The 19,305-nt window shown below is 74.2% G+C and carries 15 protein-coding genes; 6 read left to right on the top strand and 9 right to left on the bottom strand.

Annotated elements, in window-relative coordinates; all coding sequences use genetic code 11:
* Positions 1-9 precede the first annotated feature (9 nt).
* The 3 genes from AC5K6T_RS29785 to AC5K6T_RS29795 all read left to right on the top strand — a co-directional run bounded on the left by AC5K6T_RS29785 (position 10) and on the right by AC5K6T_RS29795 (position 4,283).
* On the top strand, positions 10-2,232 hold the full coding sequence (locus tag AC5K6T_RS29785) for an acetate--CoA ligase family protein (protein WP_493213972.1): 2,223 nt from the start codon (positions 10-12) through the stop codon (positions 2,230-2,232).
* A gap of 97 nt (positions 2,233-2,329) precedes the next feature.
* The gene (locus tag AC5K6T_RS29790) at positions 2,330-3,241 is read left to right on the top strand and encodes an enoyl-CoA hydratase/isomerase family protein (RefSeq protein ID WP_493213973.1); all 912 of its coding nucleotides are present in this window, start codon (positions 2,330-2,332) and stop codon (positions 3,239-3,241) included.
* A 424-nt stretch (positions 3,242-3,665) separates the two neighbouring features.
* Positions 3,666-4,283 (top strand): flavin reductase family protein, encoded by a 618-nt coding sequence (locus AC5K6T_RS29795; protein WP_493213975.1) that lies wholly within the window; start codon positions 3,666-3,668, stop codon positions 4,281-4,283.
* A 352-nt stretch (positions 4,284-4,635) separates the two neighbouring features.
* Here the strand turns inward: AC5K6T_RS29795 and AC5K6T_RS29800 are convergent, their stop codons facing one another.
* Positions 4,636-5,958, bottom strand: a complete 1,323-nt coding sequence (locus AC5K6T_RS29800; RefSeq protein ID WP_493213977.1) for an MFS transporter — start codon at positions 5,956-5,958, stop codon at positions 4,636-4,638.
* Between the two features lie 71 nt (positions 5,959-6,029).
* Between AC5K6T_RS29800 and AC5K6T_RS29805 the strand changes: the two genes are divergently transcribed.
* Positions 6,030-7,130, top strand: a complete 1,101-nt coding sequence (locus AC5K6T_RS29805; RefSeq protein ID WP_493213978.1) for a GlxA family transcriptional regulator — start codon at positions 6,030-6,032, stop codon at positions 7,128-7,130.
* Here the strand turns inward: AC5K6T_RS29805 and AC5K6T_RS29810 are convergent.
* The 3 genes from AC5K6T_RS29810 to AC5K6T_RS29820 all read right to left on the bottom strand — a co-directional run bounded on the left by AC5K6T_RS29810 (position 7,120) and on the right by AC5K6T_RS29820 (position 10,606).
* The gene (locus tag AC5K6T_RS29810; protein ID WP_493213979.1) at positions 7,120-8,169 is read right to left on the bottom strand and encodes an alcohol dehydrogenase catalytic domain-containing protein; all 1,050 of its coding nucleotides are present in this window, start codon (positions 8,167-8,169) and stop codon (positions 7,120-7,122) included. The genes AC5K6T_RS29805 and AC5K6T_RS29810 overlap by 11 nt on opposite strands.
* A 12-nt stretch (positions 8,170-8,181) precedes the next feature.
* On the bottom strand, positions 8,182-9,330 hold the full coding sequence (locus AC5K6T_RS29815) for an acyl-CoA dehydrogenase family protein (RefSeq protein WP_493213981.1): 1,149 nt from the start codon (positions 9,328-9,330) through the stop codon (positions 8,182-8,184).
* A 364-nt stretch (positions 9,331-9,694) separates the two neighbouring features.
* Complete coding sequence (locus tag AC5K6T_RS29820) at positions 9,695-10,606, bottom strand: SDR family oxidoreductase (protein ID WP_493213982.1); 912 nt, start codon at positions 10,604-10,606, stop codon at positions 9,695-9,697.
* Between the two features lie 85 nt (positions 10,607-10,691).
* Here AC5K6T_RS29820 and AC5K6T_RS29825 point away from each other — a divergent pair, with 85 nt between their 5' ends.
* A complete protein-coding gene (locus AC5K6T_RS29825) occupies positions 10,692-11,618 on the top strand; it encodes a cyclase family protein (RefSeq protein WP_493213984.1) in 927 nt (308 codons plus the stop codon).
* 602 nt (positions 11,619-12,220) lie between these two features.
* Here the strand turns inward: AC5K6T_RS29825 and AC5K6T_RS29830 are convergent.
* The 4 genes from AC5K6T_RS29830 to AC5K6T_RS29845 form a co-directional block, all read right to left on the bottom strand.
* Positions 12,221-12,712, bottom strand: a complete 492-nt coding sequence (locus tag AC5K6T_RS29830) for an ATP-binding protein (protein ID WP_493214301.1) — start codon at positions 12,710-12,712, stop codon at positions 12,221-12,223.
* A 519-nt stretch (positions 12,713-13,231) separates the two neighbouring features.
* On the bottom strand, positions 13,232-14,317 hold the full coding sequence (locus AC5K6T_RS29835; RefSeq protein ID WP_493213985.1) for an acyl-CoA dehydrogenase family protein: 1,086 nt from the start codon (positions 14,315-14,317) through the stop codon (positions 13,232-13,234).
* Between the two features lie 5 nt (positions 14,318-14,322).
* On the bottom strand, positions 14,323-15,456 hold the full coding sequence (locus AC5K6T_RS29840; protein ID WP_493213986.1) for an acyl-CoA dehydrogenase family protein: 1,134 nt from the start codon (positions 15,454-15,456) through the stop codon (positions 14,323-14,325).
* Positions 15,456-16,652, bottom strand: a complete 1,197-nt coding sequence (locus tag AC5K6T_RS29845; protein WP_493213988.1) for an amidohydrolase family protein — start codon at positions 16,650-16,652, stop codon at positions 15,456-15,458. Before AC5K6T_RS29845 ends, AC5K6T_RS29840 begins: the two co-directional genes overlap by 1 nt.
* A 359-nt stretch (positions 16,653-17,011) precedes the next feature.
* Between AC5K6T_RS29845 and AC5K6T_RS29850 the strand changes: the two genes are divergently transcribed.
* Positions 17,012-18,484: a class I adenylate-forming enzyme family protein gene (locus AC5K6T_RS29850; RefSeq protein WP_493214302.1), complete on the top strand. Its 1,473-nt coding sequence runs from the start codon at positions 17,012-17,014 to the stop codon at positions 18,482-18,484.
* On the opposite strand, the gene AC5K6T_RS29855 is transcribed toward AC5K6T_RS29850, so the two are convergent.
* Positions 18,463-18,975: an EF-hand domain-containing protein gene (locus AC5K6T_RS29855; RefSeq protein ID WP_493213989.1), complete on the bottom strand. Its 513-nt coding sequence runs from the start codon at positions 18,973-18,975 to the stop codon at positions 18,463-18,465. The genes AC5K6T_RS29850 and AC5K6T_RS29855 overlap by 22 nt on opposite strands.
* Between the last annotated feature and the right edge of the window lie 330 nt (positions 18,976-19,305).

Raw genomic sequence — 19,305 nt, forward strand, 5'->3', positions numbered from 1 at the left:
GGCGGACCGATGCTTGGATCAACCCACGGCACCCTCACCACCGACTCCCGCCGGGCCCGGGCCATCGCCTGCGGAGAGCACCGTCCCGGGCCCGCCGTCCACGGCCGCCGGGACGGCGACCTCGACGTCAGCGGGCGCCCGCTGCACGCCGAGGTGCCCGGCCTGGACCGGCTGTTCCGGCCCCGGTCCGTCGCCGTGATCGGCGCCACCGACTCCGAGGGGCGCCCGGCCCGCGGCATCACCCGGCAGGTCATGGCATGGGCCGAGGAGCGGGGGGCCCGAGTCCACCCGGTGCATCCCCGTCGCCCACACGTCTTCGGTATCGCCTGCGTCTCCTCCGTCTCCGACCTGCCGGAGCAGGTCGATCTCGCTGTGCTGCTGGTGGCCGACCCCCTTCCGGTGGTGGAGGAACTGGCCGGGGCCAAGGCCAGGTTCGCCGTCGTCTTCGCCTCCGGTTTCGCCGAGACCGGTGCGCAGGGTGCTGTCGAACAGGAGCGGCTGGCGGCCGCCGCCGCCCGCTCCGGTCTTCGCCTGCTGGGCCCCAACACCAACCTGAACGCCTTCGAGAGGTTCCGCGAGGATCTCGACGGTCCGGCGATCGCGCTCGTCACCCAGTCCGGCCACCAGGGCCGCCCGCTCTTCGCCCTGCAGGACCTGGGTGTGCGGCTCTCCCACTGGGCGCCGACCGGAAACGAGGCCGATCTGGAGGCCGCCGACTTCGTCTCCTACTTCGCCGAGCAGCCCGAGGTCGGCGCCATCGCCGCCTACCTGGAAGGCCTGAAGGACGGGCGGGCCTTCCAGCTCGCCGCCGACCGGGCCGCCCGCAACCGGGTGCCGGTCGTCGCCGTCAAGGTGGGCCGCACCGAGACAGGCGCCCGGACGGCGGCCTCACACACCGGGAAGCTGACCGGCGCGGACGCTGTCGTCGACGCGGCCATGCGGCAGTGCGGCGTGATCCGGGTCGACGGGCTCGACGAACTCCAGGACACCGCGACCCTGCTGGCCCGCGCCCGCCCCCCGCGCGCCGACGGTGTCGCCGTGTATTCGATCTCGGGCGGCACGGGCGCGCACGTCGCCGACCTCGCCGTGGGCCTCGGCCTGCGGCTGCCGGAGCTGTCGCCGCAGAAGCAGGCCGAGCTGCACCAGTGGATACCGGCGTACCTGAGCGTGGCCAACCCGATCGACAACGGCGGGCATCCGGTGGGCGACGAACGCGGCCGGAAGATCATCGACGCACTGCTGGCCGATCCTGAGGTCGGAGTGCTGATCTGCCCGGTCACCGGGCCCTTCCCTCCGCTGAGCGACCGGCTGGTGCGTGACCTGGTGGAGGCCGCGGAACACACCGACAAGCCGGTCTGCGTGGTGTGGGGTTCCCCGGTGGGGACCGAGCCCGCATACCGGCAGATGCTGCTCGGCTCCTCCCGCGTGATCACCTTCCGCTCGGTGGGCAACTGCCTCTCCGCCGTCCGCGCCTACCTCGACCACCACCGCTTCCTGCGCGACTACCGCTCGCCCTTCGACGAGGCCCCCCGCACCCCCTCGCCCTCCTCCCGCAAGGCGCGCGATTTGCTGCAGGAGAGCGGCCAGTTGAGCGAACACGCGGCGAAGCAGCTGCTGCGCGCCTACGGCATCCGAGTACCGCGCGAGCAGCTGGTGACCAGCGCCGCGGCGGCCGTGCGCGCCGCCGCGCTGGTGGGCTACCCCGTGGTGATGAAGGCCTCCGGGGCCCGGATCGCCCACAAGACCGAGCTGGGCCTGGTCAAGGTCGGGCTCACCTCGGCGGCGCAGGTCCGCGACGCCTATCGCGAGCTGACCGACATCGCCCGCTACGAGGGCGTCTCGCTGGACGGTGTGCTGGTGTGCCAGATGGTCGAACAGGGGGTGGAGATGGTGGTGGGCGTCTCGCACGACGACGTGTTCGGGCCGACCGTGACCGTCGGCCTGGGCGGCGTGCTCGTGGAGGTCCTGCGGGACACCGCCACCGGCGTGCCGCCGTTCCACGAGGAGCAGGCGCGCAGCATGCTCGCCGGGCTCCGCGGGCGGGCCCTGCTGGACGGGGTGCGGGGGCGTCCCCCGGCAGACGTGGACGCGCTGGTCGAGGTGATCCTGCGGGTGCAGCGTATGGCGCAGGAACTGGGCGAGGGCCTCACCGAGCTCGACATCAACCCGCTGATGGTGCTGCCGCGGGGCCACGGCGCGGTGGCGCTGGACGCGCTGGTGGTGTGCCGCTGAGATGGACACGCCCTCCACGCCCTCCACGCCTTCCGCATCCGGCCCGGCCGAGCCGCCCGCCCCTGCTGCGGCAAGAGGCCGTACATATAAGACGCGCATGGTTGATTCCCCCCGATCTCCGGAAAAGTCCACTGCGTCATTGCTACAGCACGCCACTGACAACGCCGTCCTGCACCTGACGCTCAACCGCCCCGAAGCACTCAACGCCATCACCCCCGACCTGCGGGAACTCCTGGTCGAGCAGCTTGTGGAGGTCTCCGCCGACCCCGGCGTGCGGGCGGTGGTGCTCACCGGTGCGGGCCGCGGCTTCTGCGCGGGCGCGGACCTCCGCGCCGGTCCGGCGGTCCGGGGGCGGTCCGTCCCGCCCGCTCCCGACGCCCCGGGCCCTCGCCGGGCCGCGGACCGGACCGGGGACGGTACGCGGGACGACTCCGCTGGCGAGCGGGTGGCCGGCGACGTGGCCCGCACGCTGTGCCGGGGCGCGCAGCGGCTGATCGCCGCCGTCCTCGACTGCGAGAAGCCGGTGATCGCCGCCGTGAACGGCGTCGCGGCCGGCCTCGGCGCCCACCTCGCGCTCGCCTGCGACCTGGTCCTGGCCGCCGAGTCGGCCCGTTTCGTCGAGGTGTTCGTACGCCGCGGACTCGTCCCGGACGCCGGCGGCGCCTACCTCCTGCCCCGGCTGGTCGGGCCGCGGCGGGCCAAGGAGCTGATGTTCTTCGGGGACGCCGTCGCCGCCGCCGACGCCGAACGGCTGGGCCTGGTCAACCGGGTGGTGCCGGACTCCGAGCTGGCCGACGAGGCCCGCGCCTGGGCGGCCCGCCTCGCCACCGGCCCCACCCGCGCCCTCGCGCTGACCAAGCAGCTCGTCAACGCGTCCCTCGACACCGACCGGGGTGCCGCGTTCGCCGCGGAGGCGGCCGCACAGGAGATCAACCTGACGACCGCGGACGCCCGGGAGGGACTGGAGGCCTTCACCCGCCGGCGCCCGCCGGACTTCACCGGCCGCTGACCGGCCCGCGCCGCGCCCCGGCCCGCACCCCGGCCGGACCCCTACGCCGGGCCCTCACGGAATGCCCGGCCCCCGCCACCATCCGCCGAGCCCCTCCTCCGCCAGGTCCCGCGCCGGTCCGCCGGCCTCATGCCCTGAGGACTCCGGCGTCCCCCGCCCGTCGTATCTCCGTCCGCCCGTCCTGCTGTCCGCCCGTCCTGCTGTCCTGCCGTGCTCCCGTACTCCCGTACTCCCGTGCTCTCGCGCTCCCGTGCTCCCGTGCTGTTGTCCTCCCGTGCTCCCCGTCCCGGCGCCGGTCCCGCTCCCGCTCCCCGTGCCGGTCCCGTCCAACCGTCGACCGGTCAACGACCGCCTTCCACCCTCCCGTGTAGACCTCTCTCCAGCCCTTCCTATCTGATACCCCGTCAGCTTCAATGAGGATGTGATGGGAACCGCAGGGATGGCGGCAGCCGCCGTCCGCTACCTCAGGACGTCCGGCCCCGGTGCGCCGCGTCCGCGCCCGGTGGAGGCACTGCCCCGACCGGAGTTGCGCTGCGTGAGTGCCGACGAGCGCGCCCCGGTGGACCCGGGAACATTCCGCAGAGTCCTCGGGAACTTCGCGACCGGCGTGGCCGTTGTCACTTCACCTGCCACCATCGGCGAGGCCTCCCCCGCAGGTTTCGCCTGTCAGTCCTTCGCCTCCCTGTCCCTCGACCCGCCCCTGGTCGTCTTCATGGTCGGCCGTACGTCGAGGACCTGGCCGCGCATCGCCCGCGCGGGCAGCTTCTGTGTGAACGTCCTGGCCGCCGACCAGGGCGGGTTGTGCCGAGCCTTCGCCGTGAGCGGCGGTGACAAGTTCGCCGGTGTCACCTACGACGCGGCGCCGGTGTCGGGTGCGCCGCGCCTCGCGGGTGCGGTGGCGTGGATCGACTGCGCGATCCACGCCGTCCACACCGGCGGGGACCACCTGATCGTGGTCGGGCGCGTCGACGCCCTCGGCGAGGCCGGTCCGGGGGACCCGCTCCTCTTCCACCGGGGCGGCTTCACCCGGCTCCACGACTGACTCGCCGGCTTGCCACCACCCCGGTGGCGACGCAGCAGGGCGAAGCCCGATCGGCGCGAGGAGGCACGCCGGACTCCTCGCCAGCGGGGCTCCACGCCGGTGAGGCCTCCCTCCAGCGGGCCTTCCCTCCAGTGAGGCCTTCACCCGGGGGCCTTCCCGCCGGTGGGGTGCCGGTCGGCCTCGCGGCCCGACGGGCGCGACGGGACGGGAGCGACGGGACGGGAGCGACGGGACATGCGTGGCGGGACATGCGGGCGGGACGGGCGCGACGGGACATGCGCGACGGGACGGGCGTGTCCGGCGAGACGGGGCGCCGCCCCGGCAGGGCGCACCGGCGGGGCACACCGGTCGGTCACGCGGCGAGCGGAGCGGCGGCTCGTGCACCCGGCTGCGCGCGACGGATCACCAGGACCATGAGGGCGGCCGCCGCGCACAGGGCGCCCGAGGCGACCCAGACGACGTCGTAGGAGCCGAACGCGTCGCGGGCGACGCCGCCCAGGAAGGCGACCAGGGCGGCGCCCACCTGGTGCGAGGCCAGCACCCAGCCGAAGACGATCGCGCTGTCCTCGCCGTACTGCTCCCGGCACAGGGCGAGGGTCGGCGGGACGGTGGCCACCCAGTCCAGGCCGTAGAAGACGATGAAGAGGACCATCGGCGGATGCACGTTCGGCGCGAGCAGCATCGGCAGGAAGAGGAGGGAGACACCACGCAGGGCGTAGTAGACGGCAAGCAGGCGACGGGCCTCGTAGCGGTCGGTGAACCAGCCGGAGGCCACTGTTCCGGCGACGTCGAACACGCCGATGACGGCGAGCAGCGAGGCGGCTGAGGTGATCGGCATGCCGTGGTCGTGGGCGGCCGGGACGAAGTGGGTCTGGATCAGCCCGTTGGTGGAGGCGCCGCAGATCGCGAAGGAGCCGGCGAGCAGCCAGAACGGCCCGGTGCGCGCGGCGGAGGCCAGCACGCGCACGGCCCGGCGGGCGGCACCGGGGACGGGGCCGGGCTTCGGCACGAACTCCGTCGCACCGTACGGTCGCAGGCCCACGTCCGCCGGGTGGTCGCGCAGCAGCAGCCAGACGAAGGGCACGACGGCGAGCGCGGCCAGGGCCACGGTGACGGCTGCCGGGCGCCAGTCGTGGGTCGCCACGATCCAGGACAGCAGCGGCAGGAAGATCAGCTGTCCGGAGGCGGACGCGGCGGTGAGGATGCCGGTGACCAGGCCGCGCCTGGTGGTGAACCAGCGGTTGGTGACGGTCGCCGCGAAGGCCAGCGCCATGGAGCCGCTGCCGAGGCCGACCAGCAGGCCCCAGCACAGCAGCAGTTGCCAGGGTGAGGTCATCCAGACCGTGAGGCCGGCGCCCAGGGCGATGACGGTGAGGGCGACGGCCACCACACGGCGGATGCCGAAGCGGTCCATGAGGGCGGCGGCGAACGGCGCGGTCAGCCCGTAGAGCGCGAGGTTGACGGAGACGGCGCCCCCGATGGTGCCACGGGACCAGCCGAACTCGTCGTGCAGCGGGTCGATCAGCAGGCCGGGAAGGGAGCGGAAGGCAGCGGCGCCGATGATCGTCACGAAGGTGACGGCGGCGACGAACCAGGCACGGTGGACGCGTCGGCGGCGGTGTACGGAGGCGTGGTTCCCGGGAGTCGTCCCGGGGAGGTCGGTCGTCTGGCTCACGGCACTCAGCCTCCGGGGTGCGGTCCCGCTCATCGAGTGGCCCGGAGGTCAGTGTTCGCTAGGATCGGGCCATGACCCTCCGCATCCCCGAGCCGGCGTTCCGCCCGCACCGCGTGGTCGTCCTGGCGCTGGACGGACTGCTCCCCTTCGAGCTGGGGATTCCGCACCGCATCTTCGGGCGGCCGAAGGACGAGCGGGGGCGGCAGCTGTACGAGGTGGTCACGTGCTCGGTGCGGCCGCCGGGGCCGGTGGAGACCGACGCCGACTTCGCCATCCACGTCGGGCACGGTCCGGAGGCGCTGTCCACCGCCGACACCGTGATCGTTCCGGCCTCCTACCAGCTGGGGCCGGTCTTCGAGCGGGGCGTGCTCACCGAGGAGCTGGCCGCCGCCCTGGCCCGGGTCCGGCCGGGTACCCGCCTGGCCTCCATCTGCACGGGCGTGTACGTGCTGGCCGCCGCGGGCCGGCTCGACGGCCGTCCGGCGACCACGCACTGGGCCGACGCGGAGCACTTCCGCCGGACCTTCCCGCGGGTCGAGCTGGACCCGGACGTGCTGTTCATCGACGACGGCGACGTGCTGACCTCGGCGGGGGTGGCGGCCGGCATCGACCTGTGCCTGCACATGGTGCGCCGCGACCACGGTGCGGCCGTCGCCAACGAGGTGGCCCGCCGTACGGTCGTACCGCCGTACCGGGACGGCGGGCAGGCGCAGTACATCGAGCGGCCGGTGCCCGATCCGCAGCAGGCGACCACCACGGCGGCGCGTGCCTGGGCGCTGGGGCGGCTGCACGAGCCGATCCGGCTGCGGGACATGGCGGCCCGGGAGGCCATGTCGGTACGGACGTTCACACGGCGCTTCCGCGAGGAGACCGGCGTCAGCCCCGGGCAGTGGCTGACACAGCAGCGGGTCGAACGGGCCCGGCAGCTGCTGGAGCGCAGCGACCTGTCCGTCGACCAGGTGGCCAGGGACGCCGGTTTCGGCACGGCCCAGTCGATGCGGCAGCACCTGCAGGCGGCCCTCGGGGTGACCCCGACGGCCTACCGCCGCACCTTCCGTGTCGCGGCGGGCCGCACCGGCCCGAGCCCGGTGCCGCGCCCCGCGACACGCCTCGTACCGCAGGCCGTACCGCAGGCCGCCGGCCCGCGTGCGGGCGCCGCCGTCAGAAGGTGAGCACGGCGCGCGCCACCCGTCCCGCCCGGGCGTCCTGCACCGCCTTGCCGAAGTCCTCCACCGGGTAGGTCCGGGTGACGAGTTCGTCCAGCAGCAGGCTCCCGGACCGGTACAGCTCGGCGTAGCGGGCGATGTCCCGCTGGGGCCGGGAGGAGCCGTAGCGGCAGCCGAGGACGGACCGGTCGAGGTAGAGGGTGGAGACGCGGAAGGACGCCTCGGCGCCGGCGGGCGGGACACCGAGGAGGACGGCCTGCCCGTGCCGGTCCAGCAGGTCCACGGCGCGGCGGACCAGGTCGACACGGCCCACGCACTCGAAGACGTGGTCGGCGCCCGACGGCAGCAGCCCGGTCACGTCGTCGGCGGAGGTGAGGAAGTCGGTCGCACCGAACCGTCGGGCGGCCTCCGCCTTGTCCGGGTTGGCGTCCACGGCGACGATCCGCGCGGCGCCGGCGATACGGGCGCCCTGGACGACGTTGAGTCCGACGCCGCCCGCACCGAGGACGACGACCCGGTCCCCGGCCTCGACGCGGGCCCGGTTCAGCACCGCCCCGACCCCGGTGAGCACGGCGCAGCCGATGAGCGCGGCGGACGTCAGCGGGACGTCGCCGGGCAGCCGGACCGCCTGCACCGCCCTGACCACGGTCCGTTCGGCGAACGCGGAGTCGGACGCGAACTGGAACAGCGGCCTGCCCGCACGGGAGAAGGGCCGTCCCGGGCGTCCGATGCTCTGCCGGCACATGGTCGGCCGGCCCCGGTCGCAGTGGGCGCAGGTACCGCAGCTGGCCAGCGTGGACAGGGCGACGTGGTCGCCGGGCGCGACATGGGTGACGCCCGCCCCGACCCGCTCCACCACACCGGCGCCCTCGTGCCCCAGCACCACCGGCACCGGGAAGGGGATCGTGCCGTCGAGGACGGACAGGTCGCTGTGGCACAGCCCGGCCGCCGCGACGGCCACCAGTACCTCTCCCGCCCCCGGGTCGCGGACCTCCAGGTCGTCCACGACGTCGGCGCCCTTGCCGTCGAACACCACTGCACGCATGCCGGCCACTCCCTATCCCCTGGGTTCCCTGGGCAGTCCGAGCACCCGCTCGGCGATGATCGTGCGCTGTATCTGGTCCGTGCCGCCGTAGAGGGTGTCGGCGCGGGAGAAGAGGAACAGGTGCTGGTCGTCGTCGAGTTCGTACGGTGCCGGCGCCGACCAGTCGGCGGGCCCGGTCCCCGCGGCCGCGCCACGCACCAGCACGGCCAGCTCGCCCAGCCGCTGGTGCCAGCCGGCCCACAGCAGCTTCGCCACGCTCGGCCCGCCCGGGCCGGCCGCCGCCCCGCCGAGGGTGCGCAGCGCATGCCAGCGCATGACCCGCAGTTCGGCCCACTGCCGTACCAGGCGCTCGCGGACGACGGGGTCGGCGTCGGCACCGGTGTCCCGGGCGGTCCGCACGACCCGCGCCAGCTCCTGGGCGAACCCGACCTGCTGGGCGAGCGTGGAGACACCGCGCTCCACACCGAGCAGGCTCATCGCGACCCGCCAGCCGGCACCCGCACCGCCGAGGACGTGCTCGGCGCGGGCGTGTGCCCCGTCGAAGAACACCTCGTTGAAGTCGCTGGTGCCGGTGGCCTGCCGGATGGGCCGCACGTCGATCCGGCCGGGCTGGTCCATCGGGACGAGCAGCAGGCTCAGCCCGTGGTGGCGGCGGGAGCCGGGTTCGGTGCGGGCCAGCACGAAGCACCAGTCGGCCTCGTGGGCGAGGGACGTCCAGATCTTCTGCCCGCTGACCCGGTAGGAGCCGTCCGCCGCGCGCTCGGCCCGGGTGCGCACCCCGGCCAGGTCCGATCCGGCTCCGGGTTCGCTGTAGCCCTGGCACCACAGTTCGTCGCCGGCCGCGACCGGGGGCAGGAAGCGCGCCTTCTGCTCGCCGGTGCCGTGGGCGATCAGAGTGGGCGCCAGCAGGTTCTCCCCGATGTGCCCGGACCTCGGCGGCGCGGCCGAGCGGGCGTACTCCTCCGCCCAGACGACCTGTTGGGTGAGAGTCGCGGTCCGGTTGCCGTAGCCGGTCTCGGCCCAGCCGAGCCCGATCCAGCCCGCCGCGCCGAGCGTGCGCTCCCAGGCACGCCGGTCCGTCCCGGCCCCGGCATGCGCGGCGAGCCAGCACCGCGCCTCCTCGCGGAACGCCTCGTCCTGCGGTGTGAACCCGAAGTCCATGGGACCTCCTCGCGGTCGGCGCCCCGGCGGGGCGCGTCGGTTGCGGCGGGCCGGGGCCCCCGCATCGGGCGGACGACGGATGAAGGACAGCGGATGAACGACGGAGGACGGAGGACCGCAGACGGACGGAGGTCGCTCCCGAACCGCCTCCCAGCGAACCGCCCGTACCCCGAACCGCCCGTCCAGCGGACCAGCCACCCCGAGGACCAGCCACCCCGAGGAGCAGCCAACCCGAGGAGCAGCCACCCCGAGGACCGAACACCCGGCGGACCGGACACCCGGCGGACCCGCCGAGGTCTCAGGGCTCAGGGCCTTCAGTCGTCAAGGCTCAGGGCTCAGGGCTCAGGGCGACACGCCTCAGGCCTCAGGCCTCGGTCGGCCGGGCCCTGCGGGCCGCGGCAGCCCGTTCCATGGCGGCGACCCGCTCCAGCAGCGGCATCGGGTCGGCACCCACGGTCCCCGGCAGCAGGTCGGCGATCCGCTCCGGCGTCCAGGCGCCGTCGGCGTAGGCGGCCCGCAGCTCGCGCGGCTGCGCCCATACGGCGATCTTCGGTCCGGCGACCGTGTACACCTGCCCGGTGACGTCCCGGGCCCGGTCGGACAGCAGGTAGACGACCAGCGCGGCCACGTCGCGGGGTTCCCCGGTCTCGGCGAGGTCCATCGGCACGTTCGCGGACATCCGGGTACGGGCCACGGGGGCGACCGCGTTGGCAGTCACGCCGTACTTGTGGAGGCCGAGCGCGGCGCTGCGCACGAGGGAGATGACGCCGCCCTTCGCGGCACTGTAGTTGGCCTGGGACACCGAGCCCTGGTGGCTGCCGCTGGTGAACCCGACGAGGGTGCCGGAGCGCTGCTCGCGCATCACGGCGGAGGCGGCGCGGAACACGGTGAAGGTGCCCTTGAGGTGGGTGGCGAGGACGGCGTCCCACTCGTCCTCGGTCATGTTGAACAGCATCCGCTCGCGGAGGATCCCGGCGACGCAGACGACCCCGTCCAGGCGTCCGTACGCCGACAGCGCGGTGTCGACGACGCGGCGGCCGCCGGCCATGGTGGAGATGTCGTCCGCGACGGCGACGGCCTCGCCGCCCGCGGCCTCGATCTCCTTGACGACGGCGGCGGCGACCTCGCCGGCCGGTGCGGCGCCGTCGACGGCGACGCCGTAGTCGTTGACGACGACCCGGGCTCCCTCGGCGGCCGCCGCCAGCGCCACCGCGCGGCCGATGCCCCGTCCCGCCCCGGTCACGGCGACGGCCTTGCCGCTCAAGAAGTTCCCCATGTCCGGCCCCTTCCCGCGGTTTCTGACGGTCCGTTAGATTCTAAGCCGGGGCGGACGGGCCAGGACAAGCCCCGGGGAGGCACCGATGGCACTGCCGGCCGAGTTCCACGAGATCGCCGCGCGCGTCAACAACTGGGGCCGCTGGGGCACCGACGACGAGACCGGCACGCTGAACCTCGTCACCGACGCGGTGGTGCGCGAGGCGGCGGGCTGCGTGCGCAGCGGGCGGCGCGTGCCGCTGGCGCTGCCGCTGCGGCAGGACGGGGTGCAGACGGGCGCGATCCCGGGACGGGTCGATCCGCTGCACGCGATGGTGCAGGTGAACCAGGAGCTGTTCGGCCCGGGGACGGTGGCGTGCAGCGACGACGTGGTGACGATGGGGCTCCAGGCGGGCACGCACTGGGACGCGCTCGCGCACGTCACCCACTCGGGACGGCTCTACAACGGCCGCCCGGCGGACACGGTCACCGCGCACGGCGGCGCCCGGTTCGCGGGCATCGACAAGGTCCGGCACGTCGTCTCGCGGGGGGTGCTGCTGGATGTCGCGCGCGCCCGCGGGGTGGCACGGCTGGACGGCGGGCACGCGGTCACCCCGGAGGACCTGTCGGCCGCGGAGGAGTGCGCGGGGGTGCGGGTGCGCGCGGGGGACGTGGTGCTGGTGCGCACCGGGCACGTCCAGGTGCTGCTCGCCGGGGACCGGCACGGGTACGCGTATCCGTCGCCGGGGTTGTCGGTGCGCACCCCCGAGTGGTTCCACGCGCGGGATGTGGCGGCGGTGGCCTGCGACACGCTGACGTTCGAGATCTTCCCGCCCGAGGTCGACGGCCTCTGGCTCCCGGTGCACGCACTGCACCTGGTGGAGATGGGCATGCTGCAGGGTCAGAACTGGAACCTGGAGGAGTTGTCCACAGCCTGTGGAGAAGCGGGCCGCCACACGTTCCTGCTCTCGGCGATGCCCGAGCCCTTCACCGGCGCCACGGGAACCCCCGTGGCGCCCGTCGCCGTCCTCTGAACCGAGCCCCCGAGCGGCGCACGCCCCGCACCCGCCCCTTGGCCGGAACCGGAGCATCCAGGCCACCGACCCGCCCTCCGGACCCCCGCCCGCGGCCCGGACCCTCCGGACGGCGGCGCGCACCTGCCCGCCCCGAGCACGGCATCGCGCACCGCCGACCGGTCCGGCGCTCCCGCCCCTTCCCCGGCCTGCGGGGAACCGGCGCCGGAATCACGACCCACACTCGCCGAGGGCTCCCGTCACCAGAGCCCTCGCCGTCCCCTCACGGCGAATCGCTGCCCACAAGGGTGATCAAACGGACACGCCTCGTCAACACCCGTACGGGGAATTGTCCGGTATGTGCGCTTCATTGTCGGAGCGCACGGAAGCACACCCGGGCGCACCCGTCGACCTCGGGACGGTGCGCGGGGAAGACGCCGCCTCCGTGCCCCGGCTCGCCGCCCGGAGCGCGGAGGCGGCCCGGCAGGGTGCGCCTGCACGCGGCCGGGAAGCCGGGCCGCCGAGGAGCGCCGAGGGGTCAGGCGGCCGAGGAGCCTCGCCCCGCGGGGAGACGCCCCCGCGGCGCACCGCGATGACGCCGCATCAGACGGCCTCAGACGGCATCAGACGGCCTCGTACGCCAGCCCCTCGCAGGCCCCCACACCGGCGCCATAGGCGGTGGCGGTGCGCGGGACGGCGGCGGCGTGCGGGGCGGCGGCGGTGCGCGGTTCGGGGCAGCGGTCCAGCTCGCACCAGATGCGCTTGCCGGCGCCGTCAGGGCTCCAGCCCCAGCGGTCGGCGAGGCCGTCGACGAGGGCGAGCCCGCGCCCTCCGGTCTGCTCGCCGTCGGCGCAGCGCGGCACGGGTGCGCGGGCGCTGGTGTCGGCGACCTCCAGACGGACGGGCGCCGGACCGGCCGCGACCGGCAGCACCAGCCGCAGCACGGCGGGCCGTCCGGTGTGCACCACGGCGTTGGTGACGAGTTCGGACACGAGCAGGATCAGTGTCTCGGCGAGTGATTCGTCGCCCTCCACTCCTGCCCCGGCGAGCCGGGAACGCGCCCACCTCCGGGCCCGCCCCACCTCCGCGGGGTCGGGCCGCACCTCCAGCTGCACTTGAAGCACCTGCACCGCTCACACCATCCGAACCGGCGGACACAAAGGCTCGCGCCTCACGAGGGCCACGATCGTAGCCATTTTCTGCATGACCAGAACAACGGCCAGAGCAAGAGTCACGGAATGTGAATCCCTTGCAGGACAGCTTGATTGACGCTCAGTCACCCGAACAAGCGCTTCGGGCATATTCCAGCGCGAAGGAGTACCCGTGCGGCATACTGTGCGACGCCCGCCGAGAGAGGTCGAACACACAGCGCCTTCTCGCACTCCCACCCCGCGAGCAGCGGCGCGCACCGCCGGATCCGGGGCCGCCCCTGAGGCAGCTCCGTCATGGCTCGTCCCCGGAACCACTCGCATCCCACACAAGGTACCGGAGCGGGACGCCGACTCCAGGACGTGACGAGTCACGCGTAGGACACAACCCGATATCAACGCTCCGTGATCCCGGTATGCCACGATCCGCGACATCTTGGCGGCCGGTGGCGGCCCGTCGCGGCGTCTGCGCAGGCCGGCGGCCCGTCAACCCCCTGAGTCCCACAGGTCACGGGCCAACACCTCCTCACTTTCCGTGCTGTCGCCGGTACGGTACGTCCGCACCCAGGCGCGCTTCAGGTGCAGGTGCACCTCCGACTCCCAGGTGAAGCCCGTACCGCCGTGCACCTGGAGGCAGTCGCGGGCACCCCGCACGGCCGCCTCGTCGGCGAGCAGCCGGGCGGCGGCGATGTCGGCCGGGTCGGCGGTCACCGCGGCCGCGTAGACGGCGGCGCGGGCCAGTTCGGTGCGGACCAGCAGGTCGGCACAGAGGTGCTGGACTGCCTGGAAAGCCCCGATCGGCCGGCCGAACTGCTCCCGCAGCCGCGCGTGTTGCACGGCCAGCTCGCAGGTGCGCACGGCGGAGCCCAGCTGTTCGGCGGCGGTGAGCAGCACGGCCTCGGGGCCGGGGCGGGTGGTGGCGTGCGGCACGCGGTGCAGCGGGGTGAGCGGGTCGACGGAGCGTACGGGGACGGCGTCGGTGGTGTCGCCGAGCGTGACGTCCGCCTCCGCCAGCCACTCCACCAGTCCCGCGGCGGCCTCCGCGACGACGGTCTCCCCGCTCGCCGCGCCGGGCACCGAACCGGCCGCGAGGTGGCTGGCGAGCAGCGGCCCCGGCAGCAGCGCCCGTCCCGCCTCTTCGAACGCCAGCACGGCCTCGGGCAGTCCGAGTCCGACGCCGCCGTCCGCCTCGGGCAGCCGCAGCGCGAAGAGCCCGGCGTCCCCCAGCGCGCGCCACAGTTCCCGGTCGAGTCGGTACCGGTGGGCCTGGTACCGGCCGCGGCCGTACGGGCCTTCGCCGTGCGAGCCTTCGCTGTACAGGTCCCCGCCGTACGGGCCTTCGCCGTGCGAGCCTTCGCCGTACAAGTCCCCGCCATACGGGCCTTCGCCGTGCGGGTCCTCGCCGTTCGGGTCTTTGCCGTACAGGTTCCCGGCGGTCCGGGCCGGATCGGGCCCGTTCCCGCGGTCCTGGCCGGCGGCGGCGCGCAGCGCCCCGGGTCCGAACCGCCGCCCGAGGACGTCGCGTACACCTGCCTTGAGGGCCCGCTGGTCGTCGGTCAGCCGGAAGCGCATCCGTGTCATCTCCCCCTGGGCAGGCCGAGAACGCGTTCGGCGAGGATCGTCCGCTGGATCTGCGAGGTTCCCGCGGCGATGGTGTACGAGAGGGACGCGAGCCGGTCCGGCGTCCAGGGGTCGTCGAGGTCGAGGCCGGCGGCGCCGCGCACCCGGGCCGCGGTGTCGTAGAGCTCCTGCCGGGCCTGGGAGTAGCGCAGTTTGAACACGGAGGCCCCAGCTCCGGGCGGCCCGCCCGAGGCCTCCGCCTCGCTCACGTTCCACTGGACGAGCCGCCACAGCGCCCGGAACTCGGCGTTGAGGCGGCCGAGCCGGCGGCGCAGCGCGGGATCGTCCCAGCGGCCGTTGCGGCGGGCCTCGCGGGCGAGTTCGCCGAGGGTCCGGCGGCAGGCGACGACCTCGCCGGCGAAGGCGGTGCCGCGTTCGAAGGAGAGGGTCACCATGGTCACGCGCCAGCCGTCGTTCTCGGCGCCGACGCGGTGGGACACGGGGACCCGCACCTCGTCGAGGAACACCTCGGCGAACTCCTCGGATCCGGCGAGGGTGCGCAGCGGCCGCACGGTGACGCCGGGCGTGCGCATGGGCAGGGCGAGCCAGGTGATGCCCCGGTGCCGGGGGGCGTCGGGGTCGGTGCGCACCAGCAGTTCGCACCAGTCGGCGACCTGGGCGTGCGAGGTCCAGATCTTGGAGCCGCTGACGACGTAGGTGTCGCCGTCGCGCCGGGCGCGGGTGCGCAGGGAGGCGAGGTCGGATCCGGCCCCCGGTTCGCTGAAGCCCTGGCACCAGACCTCTTCGCCGCGCAGGATCGGGGGCAGCCAGCGGGCCCGCTGCTCGGGGGTGCCCTCGGCGGCGATGGTGGGGCCGGCGTGCAGGAGGCCGACGAAGCAGGCGCCCACGTAGGGTGCGCCGGCGTTCTCGGTCTCCTCCAGGAAGATCAGCCGTCGGCCGGGCGGGGCGTCCTGGTGCACGCCCGCGTACCCGGCGTCGTACAGCATGCGCTGCCACCCCAGGTCGTAGGCTCTGCGGGCCGGCCAGTCGTGCGGCGAGGGCCGGGGCGGCAGGGCGGGCAGGGTGCGGGCCAGCCAGGCGCGCAGGCCGGCCCGGAACTCCTCGTCCTCGGGCGGGTGGGACAGGTCCATCAGCGGTCGAGGTCCAGGCCGAGCATGCGGATGGCGTTGCCCCGCATCAGCTTGTAGACGGTCTCGTCGTCGAGGCCCGCGACGTGGTCGAGGGCGACCTCCCGGGTGTGCGGGAAGGTGGAGTCGACGTGCGGGTAGTCGGTCTCGAAGGTGGCGTTGTCGCGGCCGACCGCGTCGAGCGAGGCGACGCCGTGCCGGTCGCGGAAGAAGCAGCAGAAGATCTGCCGGTAGTAGTACGTGGACGGCGGTTCGGGGACCAGGTCGCGGACGCCGCCCCAGGCGCGGTGCTCCTGCCAGACGTCGTCGGCGCGCTCCAGGGCGTAGGGGATCCAGCCCATCTGGCCCTCGGCGTAGGCGAGTGTGAGGCGGGGGAAGCGGACCAGGACGCCGCTGAAGAGGAAGTCGGCCATCGAGGCCATGGCGTTGTTGAAGGACAGCGCGGCCTGGACGGCGGGGGGCGCGTCGGGGGAGGCGGCGGGCATCTGCGAGGAGGAGCCGATGTGCATGGCGACGACCGTGCCGGTGTCCTCGCACGCCGCGAAGAAGGGGTCCCAGTAGCCGGTGTGGATCGACGGCAGCCCGAGGTGGGTGGGGAGTTCGGAGAAGGTCACCGCGCGCACCCCGCGGGCGGCGTTGCGGCGGATCTCGGCGACGGCGAGGCCGACGTCCCAGAGGGGGATGAGGCACAGCGGGATGAGGCGGCCGCCGCTGTCACCGCACCACTCCTCCACCATCCAGTCGTTGTAGGCGCGGACGCAGGCGAGGGCGACGTCCTTGTCCTCGGCCTCGGCGAAGGTCTGGCCGCAGAAGCGGGGGAAGGTGGGGAAGCAGAGGCTGGCCTCGACGTGGTTGAGGTCCATGTCGGCGAGGCGGGCGACGGGGTCCCAGCAGCCGCGGCGCATCTGGTCGCGGGTGATGCCCTCCAGCGTCATCTCGTCGCGGTCGAAGCCGGCCGCGGCGATGTTGCGCTTGTAGGGGAACCTCAGGTCCTCGTAGACCCACCAGTCGGTGGGCGGGCCGGCCGGGTCCATGGTGACCCGGTACTTGCCCCCGACGTAGGCGAGTTCGCCGATGCCGGCGGTGAGCGGCTTGGGCCCGCGGTCCCGGTAGGCGCGCGGCAGCCAGGTCTCGAACAGGTGCGCCGGCTCGATCACGTGGTCGTCGACGCTGATGATCCGGGGCAGTTCCGTCGTCATGGGTGGCCTCCGCCGGACGGTATGTATCTGATGGTCCGTCAGATAACATGCTAGCTGACGATTCGTCAGTCATGGAGGGGGCAGACGTGAACGACAGTGCGCACGGCCCGCGTTCCCCGCACGGTCCCGGTTCGGCGCGCGAACCGGGTGCCGGTGCCGGGCCGGATGCGGCAGCCGGCCCGGACCCGGCCCGGCAACCGGGCTCCGCCCGCGCACCGGAGACCGCCCGTTCCCCGGACTCCACAGCCGAACCGGACTCCGCGGGCGAACCGGACTCCGCGGGGGAACCGGGCTCCTTCCGCGCACCGGAGCCGGACGGCGGACGGGACACCGCCCTCGCCCTCGGAGGTGCCCGCACCCTGTGGGACCTGCTCGATGGGCGCGCCCGCCTCACCCCGGACCGTCCGGCGCTGCTGACCGGGGGGCGGCCCGGAGTCGGCTTCGGCGCCCTGCGCGCACGGTCCGAGCGCGTCGCCGCCGGGCTGTACGGCATGGGGGTGCGGGCGGGCACGGTGGTGGCCTGGCAGCTGCCCACCCGGGTCGAGACGGTCGTGCTGTCGCTGGCCCTGGCCCGGCTGGGCGCGGTGCAGTCGCCCGTGATCCCCTACTGCCGGGACCGGGAGACCGGCTTCGCGCTGCGGGAGTCCGGGGCGGAGTTCTTCGCGGTGCCGGGGGTGTGGCGCGGTTTCGACCACACCGCGATGGCGCGGCGGATCGGCGCGAACAAGATCTTCGAGGCGTACGGCATCCTGCCCGACGGCGACCCGGCGGTCCTGCCTCCGCCGCCCGCCGAGGGCACGTCCGTGCGCTGGATCTACTGGACGTCCGGCACCACCAGCAGCCCCAAGGGCGTGCTGCACACCGACCGTTCACTGATCGCGGGCGGCTCCTGCCTGGCGCACGCGCTGCGCCCGCGCCCGGAGGACGTCGGCTCGATCGCCTTCCCGTACGCGCACATCGGCGGCCTGGACTACCTGGTGATGCTGCTGCTGTACGGCTTCCCGGCGGTGCTGTTCGAGCGGTTCGAGCTGCCGGAGGCGCTCACGGAGTTCCGTCGGCACGGGGTGACGATCGCGGGCGGGTCCACCGCCTTCTACTCGATGCTGCTCGCCGAGCAGCGCAGGCGGCCGGGGACACCGATCGTGCCGACGCTGCGGCTGCTCGCGGGCGGCGGCGCGCCCAAGCCGCCGGAGCTGTACCACGCGGTGACCCGGGAGATGGGCGTGACGCTCACCCACGGCTACGGCATGACCGAGGTGCCCATGGTCACCATGGGCGACCCGGACGACTCTCCCGCGAACCTCGCGACGACCGAGGGGCGGCCGCCGGAGGGCATGGAGATACGGATCGTCGACGGGGAGGTGCGGCTGCGCGGCGAGGCCGTGTGCCGGGGCTATCTCGACCCGGCACAGAGTGCGGAGGCCTTCGACGCGGACGGCTTCCTGCGGACCGGCGATCTCGGGCGGCTCACCCCGGGCGGCCATCTCGTGCTCACCGGACGTCTGAAGGACGTCATCATCCGCAAGGGGGAGAACGTCTCGGCCAAGGAGATCGAGGACCTGCTGGCCGCACACCCGGCGGTGGGGGACGTGGCGGTGATCGGGCTGCCCGACGCCGAGCGCGGGGAGCGGGTGTGCGCCGTGGTGGAGCAGCCCGCCGGGGCAGGCCCCCTGACCCTGGCGGACGTCGTGTCGTATCTGCGGGCGGCAGGGCTGGCCGTGCACAAGCTGCCGGAGCAACTGGAGGTCGTGGACGCCCTTCCCCGGGGCGAGACCCTGCGCAAGGTGCTCAAGTACCGCCTGCGGGAGCGCTACTCGGGCACGGTGAAGTAGCGGGCGAAGGCCGGCACCAGCTCCGCCTCGCCGACCTTGCCGTCGCCGTCGGAGTCGAGGGCGGCCGCGGCCGCCTGCGCGGCCTCGCGGCCGACACCGAGGACGGTGAGCACGCGCGCGGTGTCGGCGACCGTGGCGGCACCGTCGCCGTCGGTGTCGGCGAGGTCCAGGGCCGCGTGGAGGAAGGGGCGGGCGATCTCCGCGAACCGCTCCGGGTTGTCGCGCAGCCGCTTCACCGCGCTGCCCACGAACTCGTCGCGGCTGATGCGCTGGTCGCCGTCCCGGTCCGCTATTCCGGCCATGCCCTGCCAGAACGCCTCGGCGCCCGCGTACAGCGCCTGCCCCTGGTCGGAACGGGCGGGCGTGCCGAACTCGGCGAGCAGCGCCTTCGCGGCGCCACTGAAGTCCTGCCGGTCGATGTAGCCGTTGCCGTCCTGGTCGAAGCCGGCGAACCTGGCCGCGATCCTGCGCTCGTACTCGCTGCTGACCATGTCTTCGGGCCGCCTCACATGACGTCGGGAGTGCTTCCGGCACGGAGCGTACGACGTCGGACGGCGCGTCGGAGCGGGAACCCGGCGGATGTACCGGGACCGGGGAGGTTCCGGGACGGCGACGTGGCATTGCGAGCACCTCGTCACAGCGCGGGCGGGCGGGTGGCCGCACGGGGTGCCAGGGGGTGTCAGGGGGGGTCGTCGCAGCGGGGGCGAGCGGGTCGTCGCAGCGGTCACCACGCCGGGGCAGGACGCGGCAGCGGGGGCGGGCCGGGCGCCGCACCGGGGGCGGGCACGACGTGGCACCGGGGGCGGCGGGGTTCCGTCCGC

The sequence above is a fragment of the Streptomyces sp. B8-7 genome (genome assembly GCF_058833805.1).